The 20,433-nt window shown below is 61.0% G+C and carries 17 protein-coding genes and 1 tRNA gene; 9 read left to right on the top strand and 9 right to left on the bottom strand.

What is annotated here, in order from left to right; genetic code table 11:
- Positions 1-62: 62 nt before the first annotated feature.
- Positions 63-1,340 carry a 4-aminobutyrate--2-oxoglutarate transaminase gene (gene gabT / locus K5E40_RS12355; protein ID WP_221730981.1) on the bottom strand — a complete coding sequence of 426 codons (1,278 nt, stop codon included), beginning with the start codon at positions 1,338-1,340 and terminating at the stop codon, positions 63-65.
- A gap of 185 nt (positions 1,341-1,525) precedes the next feature.
- Complete coding sequence (gabD, locus tag K5E40_RS12350) at positions 1,526-2,968, bottom strand: NADP-dependent succinate-semialdehyde dehydrogenase (protein ID WP_221730980.1); 1,443 nt, start codon at positions 2,966-2,968, stop codon at positions 1,526-1,528.
- Positions 2,969-3,410: 442 nt separating this feature from the next.
- On the opposite strand from gabD, the gene K5E40_RS12345 reads away from it, so the two are divergent.
- Positions 3,411-3,487, top strand: a tRNA-Arg gene (locus K5E40_RS12345).
- A gap of 205 nt (positions 3,488-3,692) precedes the next feature.
- On the opposite strand, the gene K5E40_RS12340 is transcribed toward K5E40_RS12345, so the two are convergent.
- The 7 genes from K5E40_RS12340 to K5E40_RS12310 form a co-directional block, all read right to left on the bottom strand.
- Positions 3,693-3,965 carry a hypothetical protein gene (locus K5E40_RS12340; protein WP_221730979.1) on the bottom strand — a complete coding sequence of 91 codons (273 nt, stop codon included), beginning with the start codon at positions 3,963-3,965 and terminating at the stop codon, positions 3,693-3,695.
- 20 nt (positions 3,966-3,985) lie between these two features.
- Entirely contained in the window at positions 3,986-4,555 is a 570-nt protein-coding gene (locus K5E40_RS12335; RefSeq protein ID WP_221730978.1) for a hypothetical protein, read from the bottom strand.
- Entirely contained in the window at positions 4,552-5,133 is a 582-nt protein-coding gene (locus K5E40_RS12330; protein ID WP_221731067.1) for an RNA polymerase sigma factor, read from the bottom strand. The genes K5E40_RS12335 and K5E40_RS12330 overlap by 4 nt, the downstream gene beginning before the upstream one ends.
- Before the next feature lie 29 nt (positions 5,134-5,162).
- Complete coding sequence (locus K5E40_RS12325) at positions 5,163-6,842, bottom strand: VWA domain-containing protein (RefSeq protein ID WP_221730977.1); 1,680 nt, start codon at positions 6,840-6,842, stop codon at positions 5,163-5,165.
- 129 nt (positions 6,843-6,971) lie between these two features.
- Positions 6,972-8,330: an OprD family outer membrane porin gene (locus K5E40_RS12320; protein ID WP_221730976.1), complete on the bottom strand. Its 1,359-nt coding sequence runs from the start codon at positions 8,328-8,330 to the stop codon at positions 6,972-6,974.
- A gap of 76 nt (positions 8,331-8,406) precedes the next feature.
- Positions 8,407-9,801, bottom strand: a complete 1,395-nt coding sequence (locus tag K5E40_RS12315) for an amidase (RefSeq protein WP_221730975.1) — start codon at positions 9,799-9,801, stop codon at positions 8,407-8,409.
- A 51-nt stretch (positions 9,802-9,852) separates the two neighbouring features.
- The gene (locus K5E40_RS12310) at positions 9,853-11,166 is read right to left on the bottom strand and encodes an MFS transporter (protein ID WP_221730974.1); all 1,314 of its coding nucleotides are present in this window, start codon (positions 11,164-11,166) and stop codon (positions 9,853-9,855) included.
- 237 nt (positions 11,167-11,403) lie between these two features.
- On the opposite strand from K5E40_RS12310, the gene K5E40_RS12305 reads away from it, so the two are divergent.
- From K5E40_RS12305 to K5E40_RS12270, 8 genes are all read left to right on the top strand, one after another.
- A complete protein-coding gene (locus K5E40_RS12305; protein ID WP_221730973.1) occupies positions 11,404-12,333 on the top strand; it encodes an asparagine synthetase A in 930 nt (309 codons plus the stop codon).
- A gap of 65 nt (positions 12,334-12,398) precedes the next feature.
- Positions 12,399-13,469, top strand: coding sequence for an LLM class flavin-dependent oxidoreductase (locus K5E40_RS12300; RefSeq protein ID WP_221730972.1), 1,071 nt, complete (start codon positions 12,399-12,401; stop codon positions 13,467-13,469).
- A complete protein-coding gene (locus K5E40_RS12295) occupies positions 13,462-14,703 on the top strand; it encodes an MFS transporter (protein ID WP_260455749.1) in 1,242 nt (413 codons plus the stop codon). The genes K5E40_RS12300 and K5E40_RS12295 overlap by 8 nt, the downstream gene beginning before the upstream one ends.
- Positions 14,700-15,155 carry a cobalamin B12-binding domain-containing protein gene (locus tag K5E40_RS12290; protein ID WP_221730971.1) on the top strand — a complete coding sequence of 152 codons (456 nt, stop codon included), beginning with the start codon at positions 14,700-14,702 and terminating at the stop codon, positions 15,153-15,155. Before K5E40_RS12295 ends, K5E40_RS12290 begins: the two co-directional genes overlap by 4 nt.
- Positions 15,156-15,199: 44 nt before the next feature.
- Positions 15,200-16,438: an acetyl-CoA carboxylase biotin carboxylase subunit family protein gene (locus K5E40_RS12285; protein ID WP_221730970.1), complete on the top strand. Its 1,239-nt coding sequence runs from the start codon at positions 15,200-15,202 to the stop codon at positions 16,436-16,438.
- The gene (locus K5E40_RS12280) at positions 16,435-17,931 is read left to right on the top strand and encodes a hypothetical protein (RefSeq protein WP_221730969.1); all 1,497 of its coding nucleotides are present in this window, start codon (positions 16,435-16,437) and stop codon (positions 17,929-17,931) included. Before K5E40_RS12285 ends, K5E40_RS12280 begins: the two co-directional genes overlap by 4 nt.
- 3 nt (positions 17,932-17,934) lie before the next feature.
- Entirely contained in the window at positions 17,935-19,194 is a 1,260-nt protein-coding gene (locus K5E40_RS12275; protein WP_221730968.1) for a methylaspartate mutase, read from the top strand.
- Entirely contained in the window at positions 19,175-20,428 is a 1,254-nt protein-coding gene (locus K5E40_RS12270; protein ID WP_221730967.1) for an ATP-grasp domain-containing protein, read from the top strand. Before K5E40_RS12275 ends, K5E40_RS12270 begins: the two co-directional genes overlap by 20 nt.
- The last annotated feature ends 5 nt before the right edge of the window (positions 20,429-20,433 follow it).

The following is a 20,433-nucleotide window of genomic DNA, read 5'->3' as shown; positions in this document are numbered from 1 at the left end:
AGAGACGAAAAAAAACCCGCCGAAGCGGGTTTTTTGTCTATCCAGTCAAACAGCGCCCGACCTTACAGCTCGGAGAAGCACTCTTCGATGATCGCCAGACCTTTGTCCAGTTGCTCATCCGGCGAGGTCAGCGGTACGAGTACGCGCAGAACGTTGCCGTAGGTGCCGCAGGACAGCAGGATCAGACCCTTGTCGCGAGCCTTGGCCACAACGGACGCCACAGCGGCAGCGTTCGGCTTGTGGCTGTCGCCGTTTTCGAACAGCTCGACGGCGATCATTGCGCCCAGGGCGCGGACTTCGCCGATGACCGGGTACTTGGCCTGGATGGCTTTGAGGCCAGTGACCAGTCGCTCGCCGACAGCCTTGCAGCGATCCAGCAGTTTTTCTTCTTCGAAGACTTCCATCACCGCCAGAGCCGCCGCGCAAGCGATCGGGCTACCGGCGTAAGTGCCGCCCAGGCCGCCTGGAGCGATGGCGTCCATGTATTCGGCCTTGCCGCACACACCGGCCAACGGGAAACCACCAGCGATGGATTTGGCGAAAGTGGTCAGGTCGGCAGCAACGCCCATCTGTTCCATGGCAAAGAACGTACCGGTGCGGCCAGCGCCGGTCTGCACTTCGTCAGCGATCAACAGAATGCCGTGCTGGTCGCACAGTGCGCGCAGACGCTTCATGAACTCTTTAGGCGCGACGTAGAAACCGCCTTCACCCTGAACCGGCTCGATGATGATGGCAGCGATGTCACGCGGCTCAGCGTCGTTCTTGAAGATGCGCTCGATGGAAGCGATCGAATCGTCGATGCTCACGCCGTGCAGTTCGTTAGGGTACAGCGCGCGGAAGATGCCGCCTGGCATCAGGCCCATGCCGGCCGAGTAAGGCACGACCTTACCGGTCAGGCCCAGGGTCATCATGGTGCGACCGTGGTAAGCGCCGGTGAAGGCGATCACGCCGGCACGGCCAGTGGCGGCACGGGCGATTTTCACGGCGTTTTCCACCGCTTCAGAACCGGTGGTGACCAGCAGGGTTTTCTTGTCGAAATCACCTGGCACCTTGGCGTTGATTTTTTCGCACAGCTCAACGTACGGCTCGTAGGCCAGCACCTGGAAGCAGGTGTGGGTCAGCTTGTTCAGCTGTTCGGTCACGGCCGCGATGATTTTCGGGTGCACGTGGCCAGTGTTCAGTACAGCGATACCGCCAGCGAAGTCGATGAATTCACGACCTTCAACGTCCGTCACGGTAGCGTTCTTCGCGGATTCGGCGAAGATCGGGTGAATCTGGCCAACACCACGAGGTACGGCAGCGGTACGGCGGGCCATCAGTTCAGCGTTAGTCTTGCTCATTACAGTCCTCATTCGCCGCTCATCGGGCGGCGCGGTTCAAGGATTAAGCGGGAGGAAGCGACGGTGGCAGCATGCGATGATCGACTGCCACGGCGTTCCCGGCCGCAGAGAAAATTCCGGTTTGAAACGACGCAAAGGGACAGCGCTCTCGTGCCCTTTGCGTTTGCAGCAATCCCTTTCTCGGCTTAAATGCCCAGGCAGAGGTATTTGATTTCCAGGTAATCTTCGATGCCGTACTTGGAGCCTTCACGGCCCAGGCCCGACGCCTTGATGCCGCCGAATGGCGCGACTTCGTTGGAGATCAGCCCGGTGTTGACGCCGACCATGCCGTATTCCAGGGCTTCCGCCACACGGAACACACGGCCCAGGTCACGAGCGTAGAAGTAAGAGGCCAGACCGAACTCGGTGTCGTTGGACATCGCGATCACTTCGGCTTCATCTTTGAAGCGGAACAGCGGCGCCAGCGGACCGAACGTTTCTTCCTTGGCGACCGCTGCGTCTTTCGGCACGTTGGTCAGGATGGTCGGCTCGAAGAAGTTGCCTTCCATTGGCTTGCCGCCGGCCAATACGGTTGCGCCTTTGGCTACAGCGTCAGCGATGTGCTCTTGCACCTTGGCCACGGCTTTTTCGTCGATCAGCGGGCCAGTGGTGGTGCCGTCTTCCAGACCGTTGCCGATCTTCAGTTTGGCCACGGCCACTTTCAGCTTCTCGGCGAAGGCGTCGTAGACCGAATCCTGAATGTACAGACGGTTGGCGCAGACGCAGGTCTGACCGTTGTTGCGGTACTTGGAAATGATCGCGCCTTCGACGGCCTTATCCAGATCCGCGTCGTCGAACACGATGAATGGCGCGTTGCCGCCCAGTTCCAGCGAGACTTTCTTGATGTCCTTGGCGCATTCGGCCATCAGTTGACGACCGATTTCGGTCGAACCGGTGAAGGACAGCTTGCGCACGATCGGGTTGCTGGTCAGCTCGCTGCCGATGTCGCCGGCGCTGCCGGAAACAACGCTGAACACGCCCGCAGGAATGCCGGCACGCTGGGCCAGTTCAGCCAGTGCGAATGCGGAGAAAGGGGTTTGCGAAGCAGGCTTGAGCACCATGGTGCAACCGGCAGCCAGCGCCGGGCCGGCCTTACGGGTGATCATCGCGGCCGGGAAGTTCCACGGGGTAATGGCTGCGGTCACGCCGATTGGCTGCTTGATCACGATCAGGCGTTTGTCCGGCTGGTGGCCCGGAATCACGTCACCGTAGATGCGCTTGGCTTCTTCGGCGAACCACTCGATGAACGAAGCGGCGTAAACGATTTCGCCCTTGGCTTCAGCCAGCGGCTTGCCCTGCTCGAGGGTCATCAGGCGAGCGAGGTCGTCCTGGTTCTCGATCATCAGCTCGAACCAGCGACGCAGTTTGCCGGCACGCTCTTTGGCGGTCAGTGCACGCCAGGCCGGCAGCGCTTTATCAGCGGCTTCAATGGCGCGGCGGGTTTCGGCAGCGCCCATCTTCGGCACGGTACCGAGAATTTCGCCGGTGGCCGGGTTGTTGACCTTGATCGTCTGACCGTTGTCCGCATCGACCCAAGCGCCATCAATGAAGGCTTGCTGGCGGAACAACAGGGTGTCTTTAAGCTGCATGTCGGCTTTCCTTAACAGCACCGCGGCCTGCGCGGAGCAAATTATGATTGTAGAAAGGCGCCTCGCAAGGCTGCCGTCAGGGAAATCAGTGACCGGGTGAGGCGCATCAATCGTGCACGACTCGAAACACCTGCGCTTCAACGCCCAGTCAACGAGCGTTTGAAATCTCAAACGGATCGTAGGAGCAAAGGGTTTAAAGGACAATAGGGCGTTCGAAAAAAAGAACAAAAACGGCGTGTTTGTGAAGTTTTTCAGATCAACGAGCAAAACGCCCCCACCGCAGGAAAACCATAGAACACCCCCGTCAAAGCGCCAAGCGAGGGTTTTGCAGGACGTTACCGCTTTATGGAATACAGCGACTCCAGCCGACACGCGCACTGACAATACGCCCCAAAACCCAGCATGGACGCCCTGACCCGACCTAGGTATGATGTCGCCCGCTGCACCAGTAGCTCAGCTGGATAGAGTACTGCCCTCCGAAGGCAGTGGTCGTGGGTTCGAATCCCGCCTGGTGCACCACGAATAGAAATGAAAAAGCCCCGGACTGTTGTGGTCCGGGGCTTTTTTGTGGGCGTTGGCTTTTCGGGTGAATAATTCCAGCTTTTTGATCAATGAAGCCTCGGCCGGGCGGGCAGTTGTCAACTTAGAGTTGACAACTGCCTTCAAACGCAACGACCAAAAGCCATGAGTTGCTGGGTTTCACCGAGCATCCAAACTTCAACCATCACTCCGTCGTCCAATCAAACTCGTCGTAATCCTCATCCTCGTCCTCTTCCTCCCCAACCTCCTCTTCAAAAACGTCCTCTTCCTCGGGCACATCCTCTTCCTGCTGGCTCAGCAGAAATTCCTTACGCGCTTCGGTAATCGCGCGGCGCATCTCTTCGCCCTTTTGCGGGCAGTTGAGGAGTTGGGCGATGCGGTCGATTTTTGGTGCCACGGTGTTCTCCAGCGATTCAGCTATGGCCCGATATTGCGCGTTTTTGCGGGGCAATGCCAAATGGCTGGGCGAACAGGCGGTCAGTTCTGCTGGATTTGCTTGAGCCGGGCGTCGAGGTCGGCGTTCGGGTAGCGTTTGTGCAGGTGGTTGAACAGGGTGTCGGCCGCTTGTGATTGGCCGGATTCGCGCAGGCGCAGGACTTCGCGCAGTTGTTCGTCGACGCCGTTGGCGGGGGCGGCGGCGCGTTTGCTGAGTTTGGCTTCGTCGGCTTGGATAGCCTCGCTTTGCATCGGCGCGGCCATTTCTGCCATGGGTGCGGGGGCGGACAATGCTTCAGGCGCTTGTTTGCGTGCCATTGACGCAGCCGGTTTGGGCGCCGGGGCGAAGTCGAATGGCGGCTGTGGTCCGGGGACGCGTTGCACCAGTGACAGCATCAGGGCCACGCCGACGAGACTGGCGAATGCGACTTGCCAGCGTGGTTTACGGCAGGCGTCGAGCCAGCGTTGCCACAGGCCTGGCTTTGGTGCCGAGACTTCGTGGTGGGCAGCCTTGAGGATGAACGCGTCGAGGTGCGCGGGCGGTTCAGCATTGTGCTGTTCGCGAACATGTTTGATCACAGGATCTTCGGGTGTCTGGCGGGCGTCAGTCATGTCAGTACCTCCTCGGCCAGCAGCCGACGCAGTTTTTGCTGGGCGTAGCGCAAGCGGCTCTTGACGGTTTCCAGCGGTGTTTCGGTGAGGCTGGCGATTTGCGCCAGGTCGAGGTCGCCGTGAGCGCGTAGCAGGAACACTTCGCGCTGATCGGCGGGCAGGGTTTGCAGGGCGTTTTCCAGGCGTTGGCTGTCGCGGCTGAGGCTCAGCAGTTGTTCGGGGTCGGTCGCCTCGTCACTGACAGCGTGGGTTTGCTCATCGTAACTGTCGTGCAGCGGTTGCTGGGCGCCGTGCTTGCGCCAGTGATCGATCAGGCGATTGCGGGCGATCTGGAACAGCCATGTACGAAAGGTCGCCCGTCCTTGTGGCTGACTGGCGCTGCGGATCAGGCTCAACCAGGTTTCCTGAAACACTTCGTCGGCCAGTTCGGGTTTGCCGCTCAAGCCGAGCAGGAACCGATACAACGCTTGGCGATGGCGGGCGTACAAGATCTCGAACGCCGCGCCGTCGCCCTCGCGGTAGCGCACCAGCAACGCTTCATCGCTGCTGGCGGTTGAGCTGTCTGGCGAAGCAAACAGCTGACTGATGAAGCCTTTCAGGCGACTCACTATTCAATCCGTCGCTCAGTGGGCTGCGCACTCGATGCGGTTGTGTGGCGCAGGCTCTGCGCCAGTTCGACCAGTTGCACGAACTCATTGCGCAGGCCAAAACGATCGTCACCCCGGGCACCACGGGCCAGCGCGTCGGTGTCCTTGAGGTTGAAATCGCCGGTGTAGCGACCGTCCTTGAGTTGCTGGGAAAACGCAGCAACCGCCGCCGCAAAGCGCAGGTCTTCGCTGGCCGGTGCAACCTGATTGGCAATCGGCCGCTCGATCAGCAGACTTTTCCCACCTTCGGGCTGTTGATATCGCACACGCAGCATCGCCAATTCTCCGTTCTTCTGCGCAACAACCGCACTCGATTGACCATAGCGCAGTGGCTCCAGCCAGCCCTTCTCGCCTGCCGGAACAATTTCGTACAGCGCGGTCACCGTGTGTCCTGCGCCGATTTCGCCTGCATCGACTTTGTCATTGCTGAAATCCTCACGCTTGAGTGCACGGTTTTCGTAGCCGAGCAGGCGATATTCACTGACCTGCGCCGGGTTGAACTCCACCTGCAATTTGACGTTTTTCGCCACGACGGCAAGGGTCGAGGCGAGTTGATCGACCAATACTTTGCGTGCTTCACGCAGGTTGTCGATGTAGGCGTAGTTGCCATCGCCAGCGTCCGCCAGTTGTTCCATCAGGTGTTCATTGTAGTTATCCACACCAAAACCCAGGGTGGTCAGGGAAATTCCGGTTTTACGTTTATCCACAGCCATTTGTTTAAGGCTGTCGAAGTCGCTGACGCCGACGTTGAAATCACCGTCGGTGGCCAGCAGGATTCGGTTGATGCCTTTGGGGATGAACGCCTGTTGGGCCATTTGATAGGCCAGTTCGATGCCCGACGCACCAGCGGTCGAACCGCCGGCGGTCAATTGCTCGATGGCGTTACGAATCTTGGCTTTTTCCCGCCCGGAAGTGGGTTCAAGCACCACGCGGGCGTCGCCGGCATACACGACCAGCGACACCCTGTCCTGCTCGCGCAATTGATCGACCAGCAGTTTCAGTGTGCTTTTGACCATCGGCAGGCCTTCGCGGCGATCCATCGAGCCGGACACGTCCACCAAAAACACCAGATTGGCCGGGGCCAGTTCTGCCACGGCGCGGTCGGAAGCCTTGATACCGATGCGCAGCAAGCGAGTGTGCGGGTTCCATGGCGACGCCGCCAGTTCGGTGGTCACGCCAAACGGCGAGCCGTCGCTGGGCAAGGCGTAGTCATAAGGGAAGTAATTGACCATTTCCTCCAGCCGCACCGCGCCTTCCGGCGGCAGGCGTCCCTGATTGAGCAAGCGACGGACATTGGCATAGGCGCCCGTGTCGACGTCGGCGCTGAAGGTCGAGACCGGGGTTTGGGCCACGCTGTGGATGGGGTTGTCGGCCAGCGTTTGATATTGCTCACGCGGCTCGTCGCGATAGCCTTGTGGATAACTTTCCCGCGCGGGCATCGCTGCGAAACTGGCAATCGGTGCAGGGCGAACACTGCGCTTGGCCTGCGCACTGTCGGCCAGCATCGCCTCCTGTTGAACCGATGGCTGGGCCGGCGCGGGGACAGCAACGGATTGCGGGTTGGAGGAAACACCGCAACCGGCGATGGACAACAGCACGCTGACCGCAGCAGGTCGCAGAAAAGGCAGGGAACGGGACATGGGGGCTGACCTCGGGATGAAATTGATCATTCATCCACTGAGACGGGCAGTCCGTTGCGTTCGGGTTAACGCCGTTGAAATATTTCTGCTGTGGATAACGCCGCAGACTACGCAGCGTTCTCGGCGCATTCAAAACAGGCTGAGCGGTACATTCGCCACCAGACGGAACTCGTCGTAACTGCCGTCGATCTGCCCGCCACTCGCGCGGTGGTTATAGACGATACTGCGCAGCGCCGTATTTTTCAGGGTGCCGGACTGCACCACGTAGGCGAGCATCAAGCCATTTTCGTTGTGCTTGGCACCGTCCAGCCCGCGCACGTTGTAGCCGGTGTTGCGTCCGTCGCGGTCGCCGCTGTAGTGGGTGCCATCGATGCCCCAGCCCTTGGCGTGCCACAGGCTGGCGGTCAGGCCCGGCACGCCGTAGCTGGCGAGGTCGAAGTCATAGCGCAGTTGCCAGGATTTTTCGTTCGGACCGTTGTAGTCCGAGTACAGCGAGTTAGCCATGTAGTTGCCTGTGGACTCCCACACGTAGTCGAAATATTCGTTGCCGAACACCTGCTGCCACGCCGTAGTCAGAGCGTGCGCGCCATGGGCGGCGGTGATTGCCAGGCTGTAGGCGTGGTTGTCGATGAAGCCCAGGTTTTGTTCACCCTGATCGCGTGTGCGGTAGTAGTTGAGGCTGGTTTTCAGCGCGAGGTTGGCGCGATCCCCCGTTACGTGAGTCGCGCCCAGATAGTATTGCTGCCACATGTCCTCGAACCGCGAGCCGTAAGCGCTCAATGTCAGACCGTAGGGCGCTTTGGCTGTCGCGCCGAGATAGCTGATACGTGAACCGCTGTAGGCGCGATTGCCGAAGGTGGTGGTCAGGCGTTCGCTGCCAGTGCCGGTACGCGGGATGGCGCGCTCGAAGCTGCCCGCTTGCAGCGCCAGCCAGTCGAGTTCGTTGCTGTTCAGGCCAATGCCCTGAAAGGTTGACGGCAAGGCACGGTTGTCCTTGTAGCGCAGGATCGGGTTTTCCGTGAGCATCCGCCCGGCCTTGAGTTCGGTGCTCGACACTCGCAGTTTCACGTCGCCGACACCCAGACGACTCCAGCTCGGGACCGCGTCGCCATCGCTGTCGACCAGCACCCGGTCACCGCCATTGGCCACCGCACCGTGCCCACGCTCAAGGGTCACTGCGCTGAACAGCGAGGCATCGACACCGAAGCCCACCCAACCTTCGGTGTAGCCCGAGATGTAATTGAGCATCGCGGTCTGCACCCAGGTGTCGCGCTGGCGTGTGGGCTGTGCGACGCCGGCCTTTTTGATCACCAGGTGGGTACTGCGCTGGGTGTGCTGGTTGGAATAGTAGTGGCGCAAATTCAGGTTGAGGTGGCTGCCATCGATCAGACCTATCGCCTGATCCTGCGCTGTGACGGGGTCACCGGCACAAGCGGGCTGGGCGATGAGCAGCATTGGCAGCAACGCCCGACGTACATGTGATTGCATGGAAAAAGGCCTTTAAAAAAGAGTGCACGCAGCCTAAGCGTCTGGCGCTTGAGCGGCCTACGGGCACGGCCAGGGATCAGTGGGGTGGCGCAGACGGCCAGTGTTTGATCGGGCCGCGCCAGCCTTCGTAAGCCTTGGCGCACTGCAACAACCATTGATCGGCAAACCGCGGTGCAACCATTTGCAGGCCGATCGGCATACCCGCTGATGTGAACCCGCAGTTGATCGACAAGGCCGGTTGCTCGCCCATATTCCATGGCAGCGTGAACACGATGTGTTCAAAAGGCTGGCGCGGGTCATTGCCGGGCGAGGGCCATTCAGCGGGAAAGCTGCTGACCTGATTGGTCGGCGACAACAGCAAGTCGACGTCGCCGAACAACTGCGCGCAGCGACGACGGATTTCAAAGGTCTGATTGAAACCTTCAACCGCATGCACCGCGCTCATCTCGGCCGCCGGTGCCGCCCAGTCCTGAATGTAGGGCAAGACGTTGTCGCGTTGCGCCGTGCTCAAGCTTTGCAGTTGCGACAGCTGGCGGGCGCGCCAGAAATCATCGAGGCCGTCGAGCAATTGTCGATCCATCAGCGACCCGATCAAGTGCACCTGCGCGCCATGCGCCTCGAACATTCGCGCGGCATCTCGCACCGCTTCACAGACTTCATGTTCAGGCTGGAAGCCGCAGCCGGGGTCGAGCATCAGCCCGATGCGTAGACCCTGCATCGACGGTGTTTGCAGGTTCCAGTCCAGCGCTTGCGCCGGCAGGCTGGTGGCGTCGCGCGCATCCGGTAACGCCAGATAACGCATCATCAGCGCGCAATCATCCACGGTGCGGGTCATCGGCCCCGCGCAACGGCCGGTGTAATACGGATCAATCGGGATCCGTCCAAGCGTTGGCTTGAACCCCACCAACCCACACCAGCCGGCCGGCAAGCGTACCGAGCCGCCGATGTCGGTGCCGACATGCAGCGGACCATAACCCGCCGCCGCCGCAGCCGCCGCGCCGGAACTCGAGCCGCCGGGGTTTTGCGTGGTGTCCCACGGGTTGCGCGTGATGCCATGGAAACTCGACAACCCCGACGACAGCATGCCGAAATCCGGCACCGTGGTTTTGCCCAGAATGATCGCCCCGGCTTCACGCAAACGCGCGGCCGGCGGCGCGTCGGCAGTCGCCGCGATCAACGTCGTGGCGCGCGAACCTTGGGGGATGCAATCGCCCTCAGTGGCGATCAATTCCTTGAGTGTCACCGGGATGCCGTCGAGCATGCCGCGCGGGGTTCCACGACTCCAGCGTTCAGTCGACGCGCGCGCCTGATCGAGTACGCGCTGCGGATCGAACGCGTACAGCGCATTGATGCTCGGTTCCCAGCGCTCGATGTGCGCCAGCAGGTGATCGTAGTAGTCCAGCGGCGACAACTTACCGCTGGCAAACAAGGCCAGCAGTTGTGCCGCCGACAAGTCATGTAAATCAGTCATCCAATAGCCGTCCGTGCAAAACCATAGTGCGCAGGCTGCAAAATGTCTGCCTTAGCGCTCGGCAACCAGCGTCTGACTGGTTTGAGCCGTATCGCGCCCACCGAAATATGCGGCGCAGGCGACGCCCACCGCGCCCATCACCAGGCTGTACGCCACACACACCCACGGGCTCCACGGCATCAGCCCGATCAACAACAGCGGCGTGGTGCTCGCCCACAGTGCATAGGCAATGTTGTAGGTAAACGAAATGCCCGAGACGCGGATGTGTGCGGGAAACAGGCTAACCATCACCGACGGCACTGCGCCAACCACACCACAACCCAATCCCGCCAGCGCATACGCCAGCCCCAGCCACGCACCGCCACTGATCAGGCAGCCATAAAGCAAGGCCACGCCGACCGGCAGCAGCACGCTGTACAACATGACCGTGCGCCAGGCGCCGAGCCGGTCGACGATCAACCCGGCCAGCACACAACCGATATTCAGGAAGACAATACCGAGGCTGCTCAGGGCGAATGTATGGCTGGGGCTCATGCCGAAGCTTTTTTGCATGACCGTCGGGGTGATCACCACCAGCACCACCACTGCCGACGTCAGCACGCAGGTCAGAATCATCGCCGGCAACAACATGTGCCGATGCTCGCGCATCACGGTGCGCAACGGCAGTTCGGCGTCAGCCTCACGGCGCGCCTGCAAAGCCATGAACACCGGCGTCTCGCTCAGCCAGCGACGCAGCCAGACACCGATCACGCCGAACAGTCCGCCGAGCAGGAACGGAAAGCGCCACGCGTAATCGAGAATTTCCGCGGGAGTGAACACTTGCGCCAGCAGGGTCGCGGTCAGCGCTCCGAGCAAATAGCCAAAGGTCAGTCCGGCTTGCAGGAAACCCAGCGCATAACCGCGATGACCGGCCGGCGCGTGCTCGGCGACGAACACCCAGGCACTCGGCACTTCCCCACCGACTGCGGCGCCTTGCAACACACGCAGCAGCAACAGCAGCAACGGTGCGAAGTAACCAATCTGAGCGTAGGTCGGCATGATGCCAATGAGCAGGCAGGGCAACGCCATCATCAAGATGCTCAGGCTGAACACGCGCTTGCGCCCCAGCTGATCGGCGAAGTGCGCCATCAGAATTCCGCCGAGCGGTCGTGCCAGATAGCCAGTGACAAAAATGCCGAAGCTTTGCAGCAATCTCAGCCACTGCGGCATCTCTGGCGGAAAGAACAGCTGACTGAGGGTCAGTGCGAAAAACACGAAGATAATGAAGTCGTAGATTTCCAGTGCACCACCCAGGGCTGCGAGGCCCAGGGTCTTGTAGTCAGACCTGGAAAACCGATGGGATCGCGAACCGGTCAGGGCAGTCATGGGCAAACTCTGAGTAGACAGATAGAGAAAACGACGCCTGCCAACAGGGCCCGAACGAACGGCCCCCCAAGTGCGCCAACTGATCAATTTCAACAGCGCGACATCGTCCACGCAAAAGGTCATGTAAACAACCAAACCGAGGCTCTGTGTTGCTTTTTAGCCAAAATCTGTACATTGAGTTTTCTTCCGATTAAACAATAATCAGGCCTCCCTAACTCCCTGAATATCTGGTCAATCATGGAAGAAATTACAAGTAACTTCGCCGATTTTGCTAATCCTGACATAGAATCCATTGCCATCGTCCGAGGACGTGTCCTACAGGCGTTACAACAGTATTTGCTTGAGCGTGACTTCAAACAGTTGATGCCGATTCTGATGTCGCCCATCACAGATCCGCTGAATCACGCGGTGTATCCCGCTGAACTTCAATATGAAGAACGGCGCCTGAAACTGACCGCCAGCATGATCTTCCACAAGCAGTTGGCATTGACCGCCAAAGGCCACGACAAGATCTTTATCGTGGCGCCGAACATCCGCCTGGAAAAGGCCGAGATCAAGGATTCGGAAAACCATTTGCTGGAGTTCTCGCAATTCGATTTCGAGATCCGCGACGGTGACATGCATCAGGTCATGGCCCTTATTGAAGGCCTGATAAAGCATGTGTTCGCCGAGGTCACTCAGCACTGCGCCGCCGAACTGTCCCAACTCGGCCGCCAACTGCCGCATTTCGCCACAGCGTTCCCGATCTACAGCTCCGACGCGTTGCGCGCCGAACATGGCGACGACTTCGAGAAGATCATGTCGGCCAAAGCGCACACGCCGTTTTTCGTCACCAACTACCGTCGCGAGTTCTACGATCGCGAAACCCCGGGCAAGCGCGGCACGTACAACAACTATGACCTGATCTATCCCGATGGCTATGGCGAAGCCCTGTCCGGCGCGGAGCGTGAGTTCGAATACGAGCAGATCGTCTACCGCATGAACGAGCTGTCGATGGACCTGCAGCCGTTCGCCAACTACCTGGAAGTCGCCCGGCGCGGCTTGCTGCACCCGAGCGCCGGTGGCGGTCTGGGCATCGAGCGTCTGCTCAAGTTCATCTGTGGCAAGCGACGCATCCGAGATGTAGCGCTGTTCGACCGCACGGTCGGTACCCGCTTCCTGTTCTGATCCGGACCTGACTCTCACAGCCTGCTCCGCTGCCGCGGCGGCAGGCTTGGCCATGGAGAAACATAATGTCTGCACTGCGTATTCACTGGTGCTCACCGCTCGATAGCGGTCAGCAAAAGGCCTCGGAAAAATACGACACCGGCGCCCTCGACTTTGCCGGGATCGTCGATTTCGCCAAGGAAGCCGATGAGCTGGGCATCGACTCGCTGTTGATGGGCATCAGCTACCACATGCCCGATCCGCTGCCGATGATTGGCGCGCTGGTGCGTGAGACCGATCGCGTCAAATTCATTCTGGCTTACCGTCCGGGGCTGGTGCCGCCGACCCTGTTCACGCAGATCGTCAACACCGTGTCGTGGATGTCGGACAAGCGTATCTCGCTGAATCTGGTCGCCGGCATTTCCCCGGACGAACAAGCCTATTACGGCGACTTCGTGGCGCACGACGGACGCTATGAGCGCACCGGCGAATTCCTCGACATCCTCAATCGGTTCTGGAGCGGCGAATCACCGCTGACCTACCACGGCAAGCACTACCGCATCGAAAAAGCCCAGCTCGGGTTGCCGTTCAAGGATGCCGAGCGTCCGCGTATTTATCTCAGCGGCGCCTCGGACGTTGCCCAGCAGATCGTCATCCAGCACAGCGATTGCTGGCTGCGTTACGGCGATACACCGCAAGGAATTGCCGAGGCCGCCCGCACGGTTTTGCAGTCCGGTTGCTCGGTGGGAATTCGCATGCACGTACTCGCCCGCGAAACCCGCGCCGAAGCGCTGGCGGCGGTCGAGAGCATGATGGAAAACCCGGACGAACAGCATCGCGAATGGGTGCGTGAGTTCGTCGGACGCTGCGATTCGGAAGCGGTGAAAACCTCGTTCCGCCTTGCCGACAAAGCTGAACACGACTGGCTGTCGCCGATGCTCTGGTCGGGTGCCGTGGCCTATCGTGGCGGTCCGGCATTGTGCGTGGTCGGCAGCTATCAGGAAGTCGCCGAATACTTGTTCGAGTACAAAAAAGTCGGCGTCAGCGAGTTCATTTTCTCTGGCTGGCCAACCCGCGACGAAATGCGCCGTTTCTGCAAATACGTGCTGCCTTATCTGCGCGAGCTGGAAACCGTCTGGGACCGCGAGCATGCATGACATCAACGACGCTGCACGCAATAGCGCGATTCGTTGGTTCGGTGCCGGGTTGCTGTGTGCCTTGCTGGCGGAGCAGACCGTGCTGTTTGCCGTGCCGTTGATGATTTTCCAGCTCACTGGCAACGTGCGCTATTCCGGCGTGGCGTTTGCGCTGGAGTGGCTGCCGGCACTGATTGCCTATCCGTTCGCCGGGTTGCTGGCTGACCGGTTTGGTGGGCGCCTGCTGTTTCGCGGCGCCAATACTGCGCGGGGACTGAGCCTCGCCGTGACACTGGGGATCTGCTGGTATCAGCCGCAATGGATGATCTGGGCGTTGATCGGCAACGGCATCGTATTGTCGGTGCTAATGGCGCCGGTGCGCATGGCGGTTGAAAAAAGCGTGCCGCTGATCGCCGGCCCTGAACGCCTCGCTCACTGTCAGTCGCTGGTGCAGAACATGGAGCTGCTGGCCATGGCACTGGGCCCGGCACTCGCCGCCGGGTTGGCGATGTATGCCGACAAGCGCTGGCTGCTGGGGCTGGCGGCAGTCGCACTGTGTGCTGCGGCGCTGTTCTGGACAGGTTTGCCGACGGCGCGCTCCGTCAGTCGCCCGACCAGCGTGTTCAAGGATCTCGCGCTCGGCTGGCGCCTGTTGCTTGGCAACCCGCCAGTGCTGTCGCTGGCCGGGCTGAATTTCAGCATCAATCTGGCATTCGCTGCCGTGCTCAGCGCCAACGCGTTCGTCATCAGCGGCGTGTTCAGCGCCGCCGACGGCGTGTTTGGTCTGATGAATGCAGGGGCCGGCGCGCTGGGTCTGTTGAACTTCATTCTGGTGCCGCGACTGTTGGCGCGCATGTCGATTTATCGACTCGGTGCACTGGGTTTTGCCTTGCTGTGCCTGGGCCTGATCTGCATGGGCGTGGCCAGCGGTGTGTTGCTGTATGCCCTGAGTTTCCTGCTGGCAATGGCCGGATGCGCACTGTTCAACGTGTTCAACCGTACGCAGCGGATCAAGGCGATCGAGAGCGCTCATCTGGGCAAAGTCATGGGGCCGTTTTATCTGGTCAACCTGCTCTCTTATCCCCTGGGTGGTTTGCTCACCGCCAGCGTCGGCCACGTCTACGGCGTGCAGGTGCTGATTCTGGTGCTGGCACTCGTGCTGACCGTGCCCGGCACGCTGCTGTTCATTTTAACCACCCGGCGCTTTCGCCTCGCCCTCGAAGGTCCATCGCTCGCCATGGAGGCATCCCAATGAAAACTCGGCCTCACTGCCTGCTCGCCACCGTCGAGTCTGACTCGCACATGTGGAATCTGGTGTACCTGCAACTGTGGCTGGGCGAGCACGGCTTGAACGTGAAGAACCTCGGCAGTTGCACGCCGATGGACACAGTGCTCAGTGCATTGCAACAGCGCCGCACGCAGTTGCTGGTGGTCAGCAGCGTGAATGGCCACGGTTACTCCCAGGGTCTGGAGCTGATCCGCAAGGTGCGCCAACTGCACCCGCAACTGGCCTGCGTGATCGGCGGCAAGCTGACCACTTCCGAAAATGAAACCCTGGCAGTCCGGCAAGCCTTGATCGATGCCGGTTACAACCAGGTGTTCGTCGGCCCCGACGCTATCGACACCTTCAGCCGCTATCTGGGCTCGCTGCACGCGCAGCCCGACGCTGACTCCGTACTCGCCGACAGTGTGACGTCCTGGGGCTGACCCTCCGGCCACGACTGACTTCACTCATTCAAAGGATTACCACGATGCACATCGTAATCGTCAACCGCTGGCCGCGCTTTCGTGATGGGCGCCGCTGGGACAACGAACTGACTCGCTACGAAGATTTCTTCGACCATCAACAACACCGGATCAGCTACGTGGTCGATGCACTCGGGGCCGACGGCGTACTCGCTCCGGCGCAGCATATCGCTCATCAGGTGCAGGTCGCTGACGTCAACCAATACGAGCAACTGCTCGGCGCGGTGCAGGAAGTCATCGAACGCGTCGGCCCCGTCGATCAGTTGATTGCCCTGTCCGAGTTCACCCTGGAAATCGCCGCGCGCGTGCGCCAGACCCTGAACATTCCCGGACACGGCCCGGATGAAGTGGCGGTTTACCGCGACAAGGCACGCATGAAGGAAATCCTGCAAAACCATGGCCTGCCGGTGCCTCCGTTTGCGCGTTGCGAGTCGGTGCAACAGGCCGTGGATTTTGCCCGGGAAATCGGTTTCCCGCTGATCGTAAAACCAGTGGACGGCGCCGCGAGCATGGGCGTGGAGAAAGTCGAAAACGAGATTGAACTGCGCACGCTGCTCAATAGCATCGACCTGTCGCGCTATGAGATCGAAGGCTTCATGCACGGCCAGACCTACCACATCGACGGCTTCGTCGATGTCGACGGCAGCGTGCCGTTTCAGGTGGTGTCGCGTTACATCAACAGTTGCCTGGATTTCGCCAAGGCGCAGCCACTGGGCTCGGTGATCGTCCAGGCATCGGCCCTGCGTACGCGCATCGAGGCTTTCAGCCAACAGATCATGCGTGCCCTCGATCTGCGCTGCACGGCGTTCCACCTGGAAATTTTCGTCGAACCGAACGACTCGCTGGTGTTCCTCGAAATCGGTGCGCGGGTCGGCGGCAGCGAAGTCCCGCACCTGATCAACAAAGTGTTCGGAGTCAATCTCTACGAGCATTGGCTGCGCCGCCTCGCCGGCGATCAAGTGCCGGTGCCCGCCGTCAGCCACGACCCGAGCGGCGGCTGGCTGGTGATCCCGAAACCCGCTGCCCTGCCGTGCCGGGTAGTGCAAGCCGATTCGTTGCGCGAAACCGTGCCCAATCTGTGGCGCGAGTTGCTGCCCGAGCCGGGGCAGATTCTCGAGTCCGGCGGCAGCTACGACGCCCTGCACAGCGGACGCTTCATTTTTGTCGGCGGCAGCGAAGTGGCCACTGAAAACGATATCCGCCACACCACTCAGGTATTCCAATTCCAGGCGGAACCACTATGAACGCCCCCACTTCCCAAGCCTTGAACGACGAACCGCTGCTGGGTCAGATCAACCACTATTTGCGCGCCGACGAACGTCGCGCAGTAGCTGTCCTCGGCGAGCGTCTGATTGACGCTGCGGGCGGTCTCGACGGGCTGACCGGCTACAAATTGATGGTCGCTTACGGCGGCGGTAAAGACAGTTCGTACACCGTGGCCATGCTGCGCGCCACCCAGTTACAGCTGTCAATCCTGCATGGCCGTACCTTTCAGTTGCGCATCGCCAACATGCGCCATGCCGGCGTGCCGGATGCGGTGATGGCCAACATTGATCGGGTCTACCGCGCGCTGCACCTGTTCGATGATCCGCGAGTAGAAATGCTGGTGGTCGATCACCGCCAGATTCGCCCGTTCGAACGGCATCTGCCGTTCCCCGACGATGTACAGGCGATGAACCGTTTCGACGTGCTGATGAACGGCCACCGCACCGCTGGCGACGGTCGCCCGACCTTCTGCAACAGCTGCAACCTCGCCGTGGCGGATTTCTATGGTCGCGCCGCGTGGTGGCAGGGCGGCGTCGATGCAGTGGTCACCGGTGATTCGCGCAAAGAGCAGAAGCACTATTTCACCTGGATCATGCGTCTGGCGCAGCGTCTCGGGCTGGATGTCGAAGAATGCCGCCGGCAGGGCTTTCGCGGGTTGCTGCAAGCACTGGATGGCGTGGCCCAGCGCTATTTCATCGAACTGTTCGGCGAAGGCTTCGATCAGCATCGCGAGGAACGACGCGTTGCCTGCGGTGACGACAACGCCGATCCAGCGTTCATCAGCATTTATGATCTGGTCAGCTACAAGGTCGAGGATCATTGGGAGCTGATTACCGAATTCCTCGATTTTCGCTTCGAAGAGCTGGCATTCAGCTTCACCGAATCCGATTGCGCCAACCCGATGTTGATGGCGCACTTTCGCGGGCTGAAGGCCGAGTACGTGCAGGGTCGCAGCTACAACCAGGGGATTGCCGAATACCTGGAGCTGGCGCAGGCGCTCATGCGCAAGAAAGAAATGCCCCAGCGCCTGATCGATCTGGCCATGTCGGCCTATGTCGATGCGCCGGGCATGCAGGCGCGCCGCACGCTCGCCGAGCGCTTCGCCGAGCAGGCGTTCGGTCTCAATGAAATGCAATTGGTGTGTATGCAGTTTGCGCCGTTCGTTGATCGTGGCCGCGAGTTCTCCAGCTTCGTCGGGCTATGCCATCCGCAGCGTCTGGCCGATCTCGACAACCTGCACCGAGTGCTCGCAGGCGAGCACGACGAGCCGGCCCTCTGTCAGTGGCTGAGCGAGGTCAGTGGCCTGCCGCTGCCGGCGTTGCGCAGTCTGTACGCCCATCAACGCATCGATTTCGACAGCGACGTCACGCTGATCGCACGGGTGCGCGCCGGTGATCCGCACAAGGGACGCATCAGTCGCTACGACCCGGCGACCGGTGAAACTGTGGTTGAACTGGTCTCGGGACGCTAAAGCATGACGGCGTTCAACGGCGGCCATTTTCAACAGTTCATCGAGCGCGCCCGCGTCCGAAATGAGCTGGTGGTGCAACCGCGCATGGGTTTTGGCGCACTCAGCCAGATGCGTGCGGGGCTGGCGAGCGTCGCCGCCCTGCCCTGCGCGGCCATCGGCACCATCACGCTCGACAGCTACACCCGGGTCGGCGATTACCAGAGTGCGCTGCAATGTCTGAACAGTTCGGCGCCGATGAACGGGTTCCCGATCATCAGCCATCCGATCGAAGCGGTACGCGGCATGCTCGCCGGACTGTACAGCGCAGAGTTTCCGATCCAGATCCGCCACGGCACGGCCAAACCGCAGAATGTGTTCCAGCGTCTGGCGGCATTGGGTCTGGACGCAACAGAGGGCGGCCCGGTGTCGTACTGCATGCCCTACAGCCGCCTGCCGTTGGCCGAGGCGGTCAGTGCTTGGGCGCAAAGCTGTCAGGTGCTGGCCGGCGCAACCGAACATGCGCATATCGAGAGTTTCGGCGGCTGCCTGTTGGGGCAGTTGTGCCCGCCCTCGCTGCTGATCGCCATGACCTTGCTGGAGGCCCTGTTTTTCCGTCAGCACGGGGTGCGCGGCGTCTCGTTGAGCTACGCCCAAGGCACTTCGATGGAACAGGATTTCGGCGCGTTGCAGGCATTGCGCGAATTGGCCGCCCAGTATCTCGACGGCGATCACTGGCATGTGGTGGTGTATTCGTACATGGGCGTGTTCCCGACCTCCCGCCACGGCGCACGGCGTTTGATTTGCGACAGTGCGCGGCTGACCAAGGCTGCCGGTTGCGAGCGGTTGATCGTCAAGACCGTCGCAGAATCGCGGCAAATTCCCTCGGTCGAGGACAACCTTGATGCCTTGTGCATGGCCGCCGAAGTCGCTGCTGGCGAACTCCCGACGGTAGACGCGGGCAGCGCCGCCTATTACCAGGAAACGCTGTTCGAAGCGCGGCGACTGGTGGAGACCGTGCTCAATCTGCACGCCGACATCGGCGTGGCGCTGGTGCAGGCCTTCGCGCGCGGCTTGCTCGACATTCCCTACTGCCTGCACCCGGACAACCCGGGCCGCGCCACCACCCGTATCGACGACCAGGGCGCGTTGCGCTGGGGCAACACCGGCCGTTTGCCGTTGCCTCGCAGCAGTGGCTGGTCGGTCGACGGCCCCGGTATCAGCTCGTCCGAGCTGTTTCAGATGTTGCATTACACGGTGAACCGTTATGACCAACCCTTGCATTGATTCCAGCGCGGCGCCGTTGATTCTGGTCGACGCTTACTCGACCGGAGCCCTGCTGGCCCGCTCACTGGCCGGACAGCGGCCTCTGCTCCATGTGCGTTCACGCGCACACATGCCGGCCGCATTTGCCGCGAGCTGCCCGATAGAATTGTTCGCCAAGGACTACAGCGTCGCCGAGGAAGGCCTTGAACCATTGTTGCTCAAGCTCGCCGCCTATCGCCCGGGCGCCGTGCTGACGGGCAGCGAATTCGGCGTAGAACTGGCGGACTTGCTGGCCGCACGTCTGGGCCTGCCCGGCAATAATCCGGCGACCTCCGCCGCGCGTCGCGACAAGTCATTGATGGCTGAACGCGTGGCCGAGGCCGGGTTGCCAGTGGCGGCACAGCTGCGCACCCGCTCGCTGGAGCGAGCGCTGGTCTGGTTCAATGCCCGCGGCGGCGAAACCGTGGTGGCGAAACCGCTGGACAGTGCCGGTTCGGATAACGTGTTCATCTGCCACGATGCGCTGCAACTGGAAGCCGCCATCGAGTCGATCCTCGGCGCCACCAATCTGATGATGCTCAACAATGAACAGGTGCTGCTGCAGGAATACCTGACGGGCGCCGAGTACGTGATCAACAGCGTCAGCCACGCGGGCGAGCACTGGATCACCGACGTGTGGAAATGCTCGAAGACCTTCGCCGCCGACGGCCGCAAGATCTACGACCGCGAGGACCTGCTGCCGGCGGACGCCCGCGAGCTGCCGCAACTGATTGAGTATGTGCAAGGCGTGCTCGATGCGCTGGGGATCGTGCATGGCCCGGCGCACACCGAGTTGATCCTGACCGGCAATGGCCCGCGCCTGCTGGAAACCGGTGCACGCCTGTCCGGACTGGCCTGCCCGCCCGCCCTGCAAGCGGCCACCGGCAACGATCAGGTAGCCCTGACCTGCCAAAGCTATCTGGACCCGGCGCGTCTGGCGCAGTGGCCCAAACGCTATCAGCTGTTGCAACACGCGCGGGGCATGAACCTGATCGCCCACCGCCACGGGCTGTTCGCGCAAGCGCATGTGCGCCAACGCCTGGAAGCCTTGCCAAGTTTTCACAACGCCAGGTTCCGCTTCGCCGAAGGGGCAAGGATTGCCCCCACCGTAGACCTGAACAGCTCACCGGCTGCGGTGTTTCTACTGCACCCACAGAGCGAACGCATCGACGCTGATTACGACGCATGGCGTGGATGGGAAAGGGATGGGTTGTAACCACT

The organism is Pseudomonas baetica (assembly GCF_019733355.1).
Classification (GTDB): domain Bacteria; phylum Pseudomonadota; class Gammaproteobacteria; order Pseudomonadales; family Pseudomonadaceae; genus Aquipseudomonas; species Aquipseudomonas baetica_A.
This window is presented reverse-complemented; position numbering and strand designations above follow the sequence as displayed.

Bases quoted from the DNA above. Each gene is read 5' to 3' on its own strand.
- gabT (WP_221730981.1), bottom strand. From the start codon at position 1,340: ATGAGCAAGACTAACGCTGAACTGATGGCCCGCCGTACCGCTGCCGTA.
- gabD (WP_221730980.1), bottom strand. From the start codon at position 2,968: ATGCAGCTTAAAGACACCCTGTTGTTCCGCCAGCAAGCCTTCATTGAT.
- K5E40_RS12335 (WP_221730978.1), bottom strand. From the start codon at position 4,555: ATGACTGACGCCCGCCAGACACCCGAAGATCCTGTGATCAAACATGTT.
- K5E40_RS12325 (WP_221730977.1), bottom strand. From the start codon at position 6,842: ATGTCCCGTTCCCTGCCTTTTCTGCGACCTGCTGCGGTCAGCGTGCTG.
- K5E40_RS12320 (WP_221730976.1), bottom strand. From the start codon at position 8,330: ATGCAATCACATGTACGTCGGGCGTTGCTGCCAATGCTGCTCATCGCC.
- K5E40_RS12315 (WP_221730975.1), bottom strand. From the start codon at position 9,801: ATGACTGATTTACATGACTTGTCGGCGGCACAACTGCTGGCCTTGTTT.
- K5E40_RS12310 (WP_221730974.1), bottom strand. From the start codon at position 11,166: ATGACTGCCCTGACCGGTTCGCGATCCCATCGGTTTTCCAGGTCTGAC.
- K5E40_RS12305 (WP_221730973.1), top strand. From the start codon at position 11,404: ATGGAAGAAATTACAAGTAACTTCGCCGATTTTGCTAATCCTGACATA.
- K5E40_RS12300 (WP_221730972.1), top strand. From the start codon at position 12,399: ATGTCTGCACTGCGTATTCACTGGTGCTCACCGCTCGATAGCGGTCAG.
- K5E40_RS12295 (WP_260455749.1), top strand. From the start codon at position 13,462: ATGCATGACATCAACGACGCTGCACGCAATAGCGCGATTCGTTGGTTC.
- K5E40_RS12290 (WP_221730971.1), top strand. From the start codon at position 14,700: ATGAAAACTCGGCCTCACTGCCTGCTCGCCACCGTCGAGTCTGACTCG.
- K5E40_RS12285 (WP_221730970.1), top strand. From the start codon at position 15,200: ATGCACATCGTAATCGTCAACCGCTGGCCGCGCTTTCGTGATGGGCGC.
- K5E40_RS12280 (WP_221730969.1), top strand. From the start codon at position 16,435: ATGAACGCCCCCACTTCCCAAGCCTTGAACGACGAACCGCTGCTGGGT.
- K5E40_RS12275 (WP_221730968.1), top strand. From the start codon at position 17,935: ATGACGGCGTTCAACGGCGGCCATTTTCAACAGTTCATCGAGCGCGCC.
- K5E40_RS12270 (WP_221730967.1), top strand. From the start codon at position 19,175: ATGACCAACCCTTGCATTGATTCCAGCGCGGCGCCGTTGATTCTGGTC.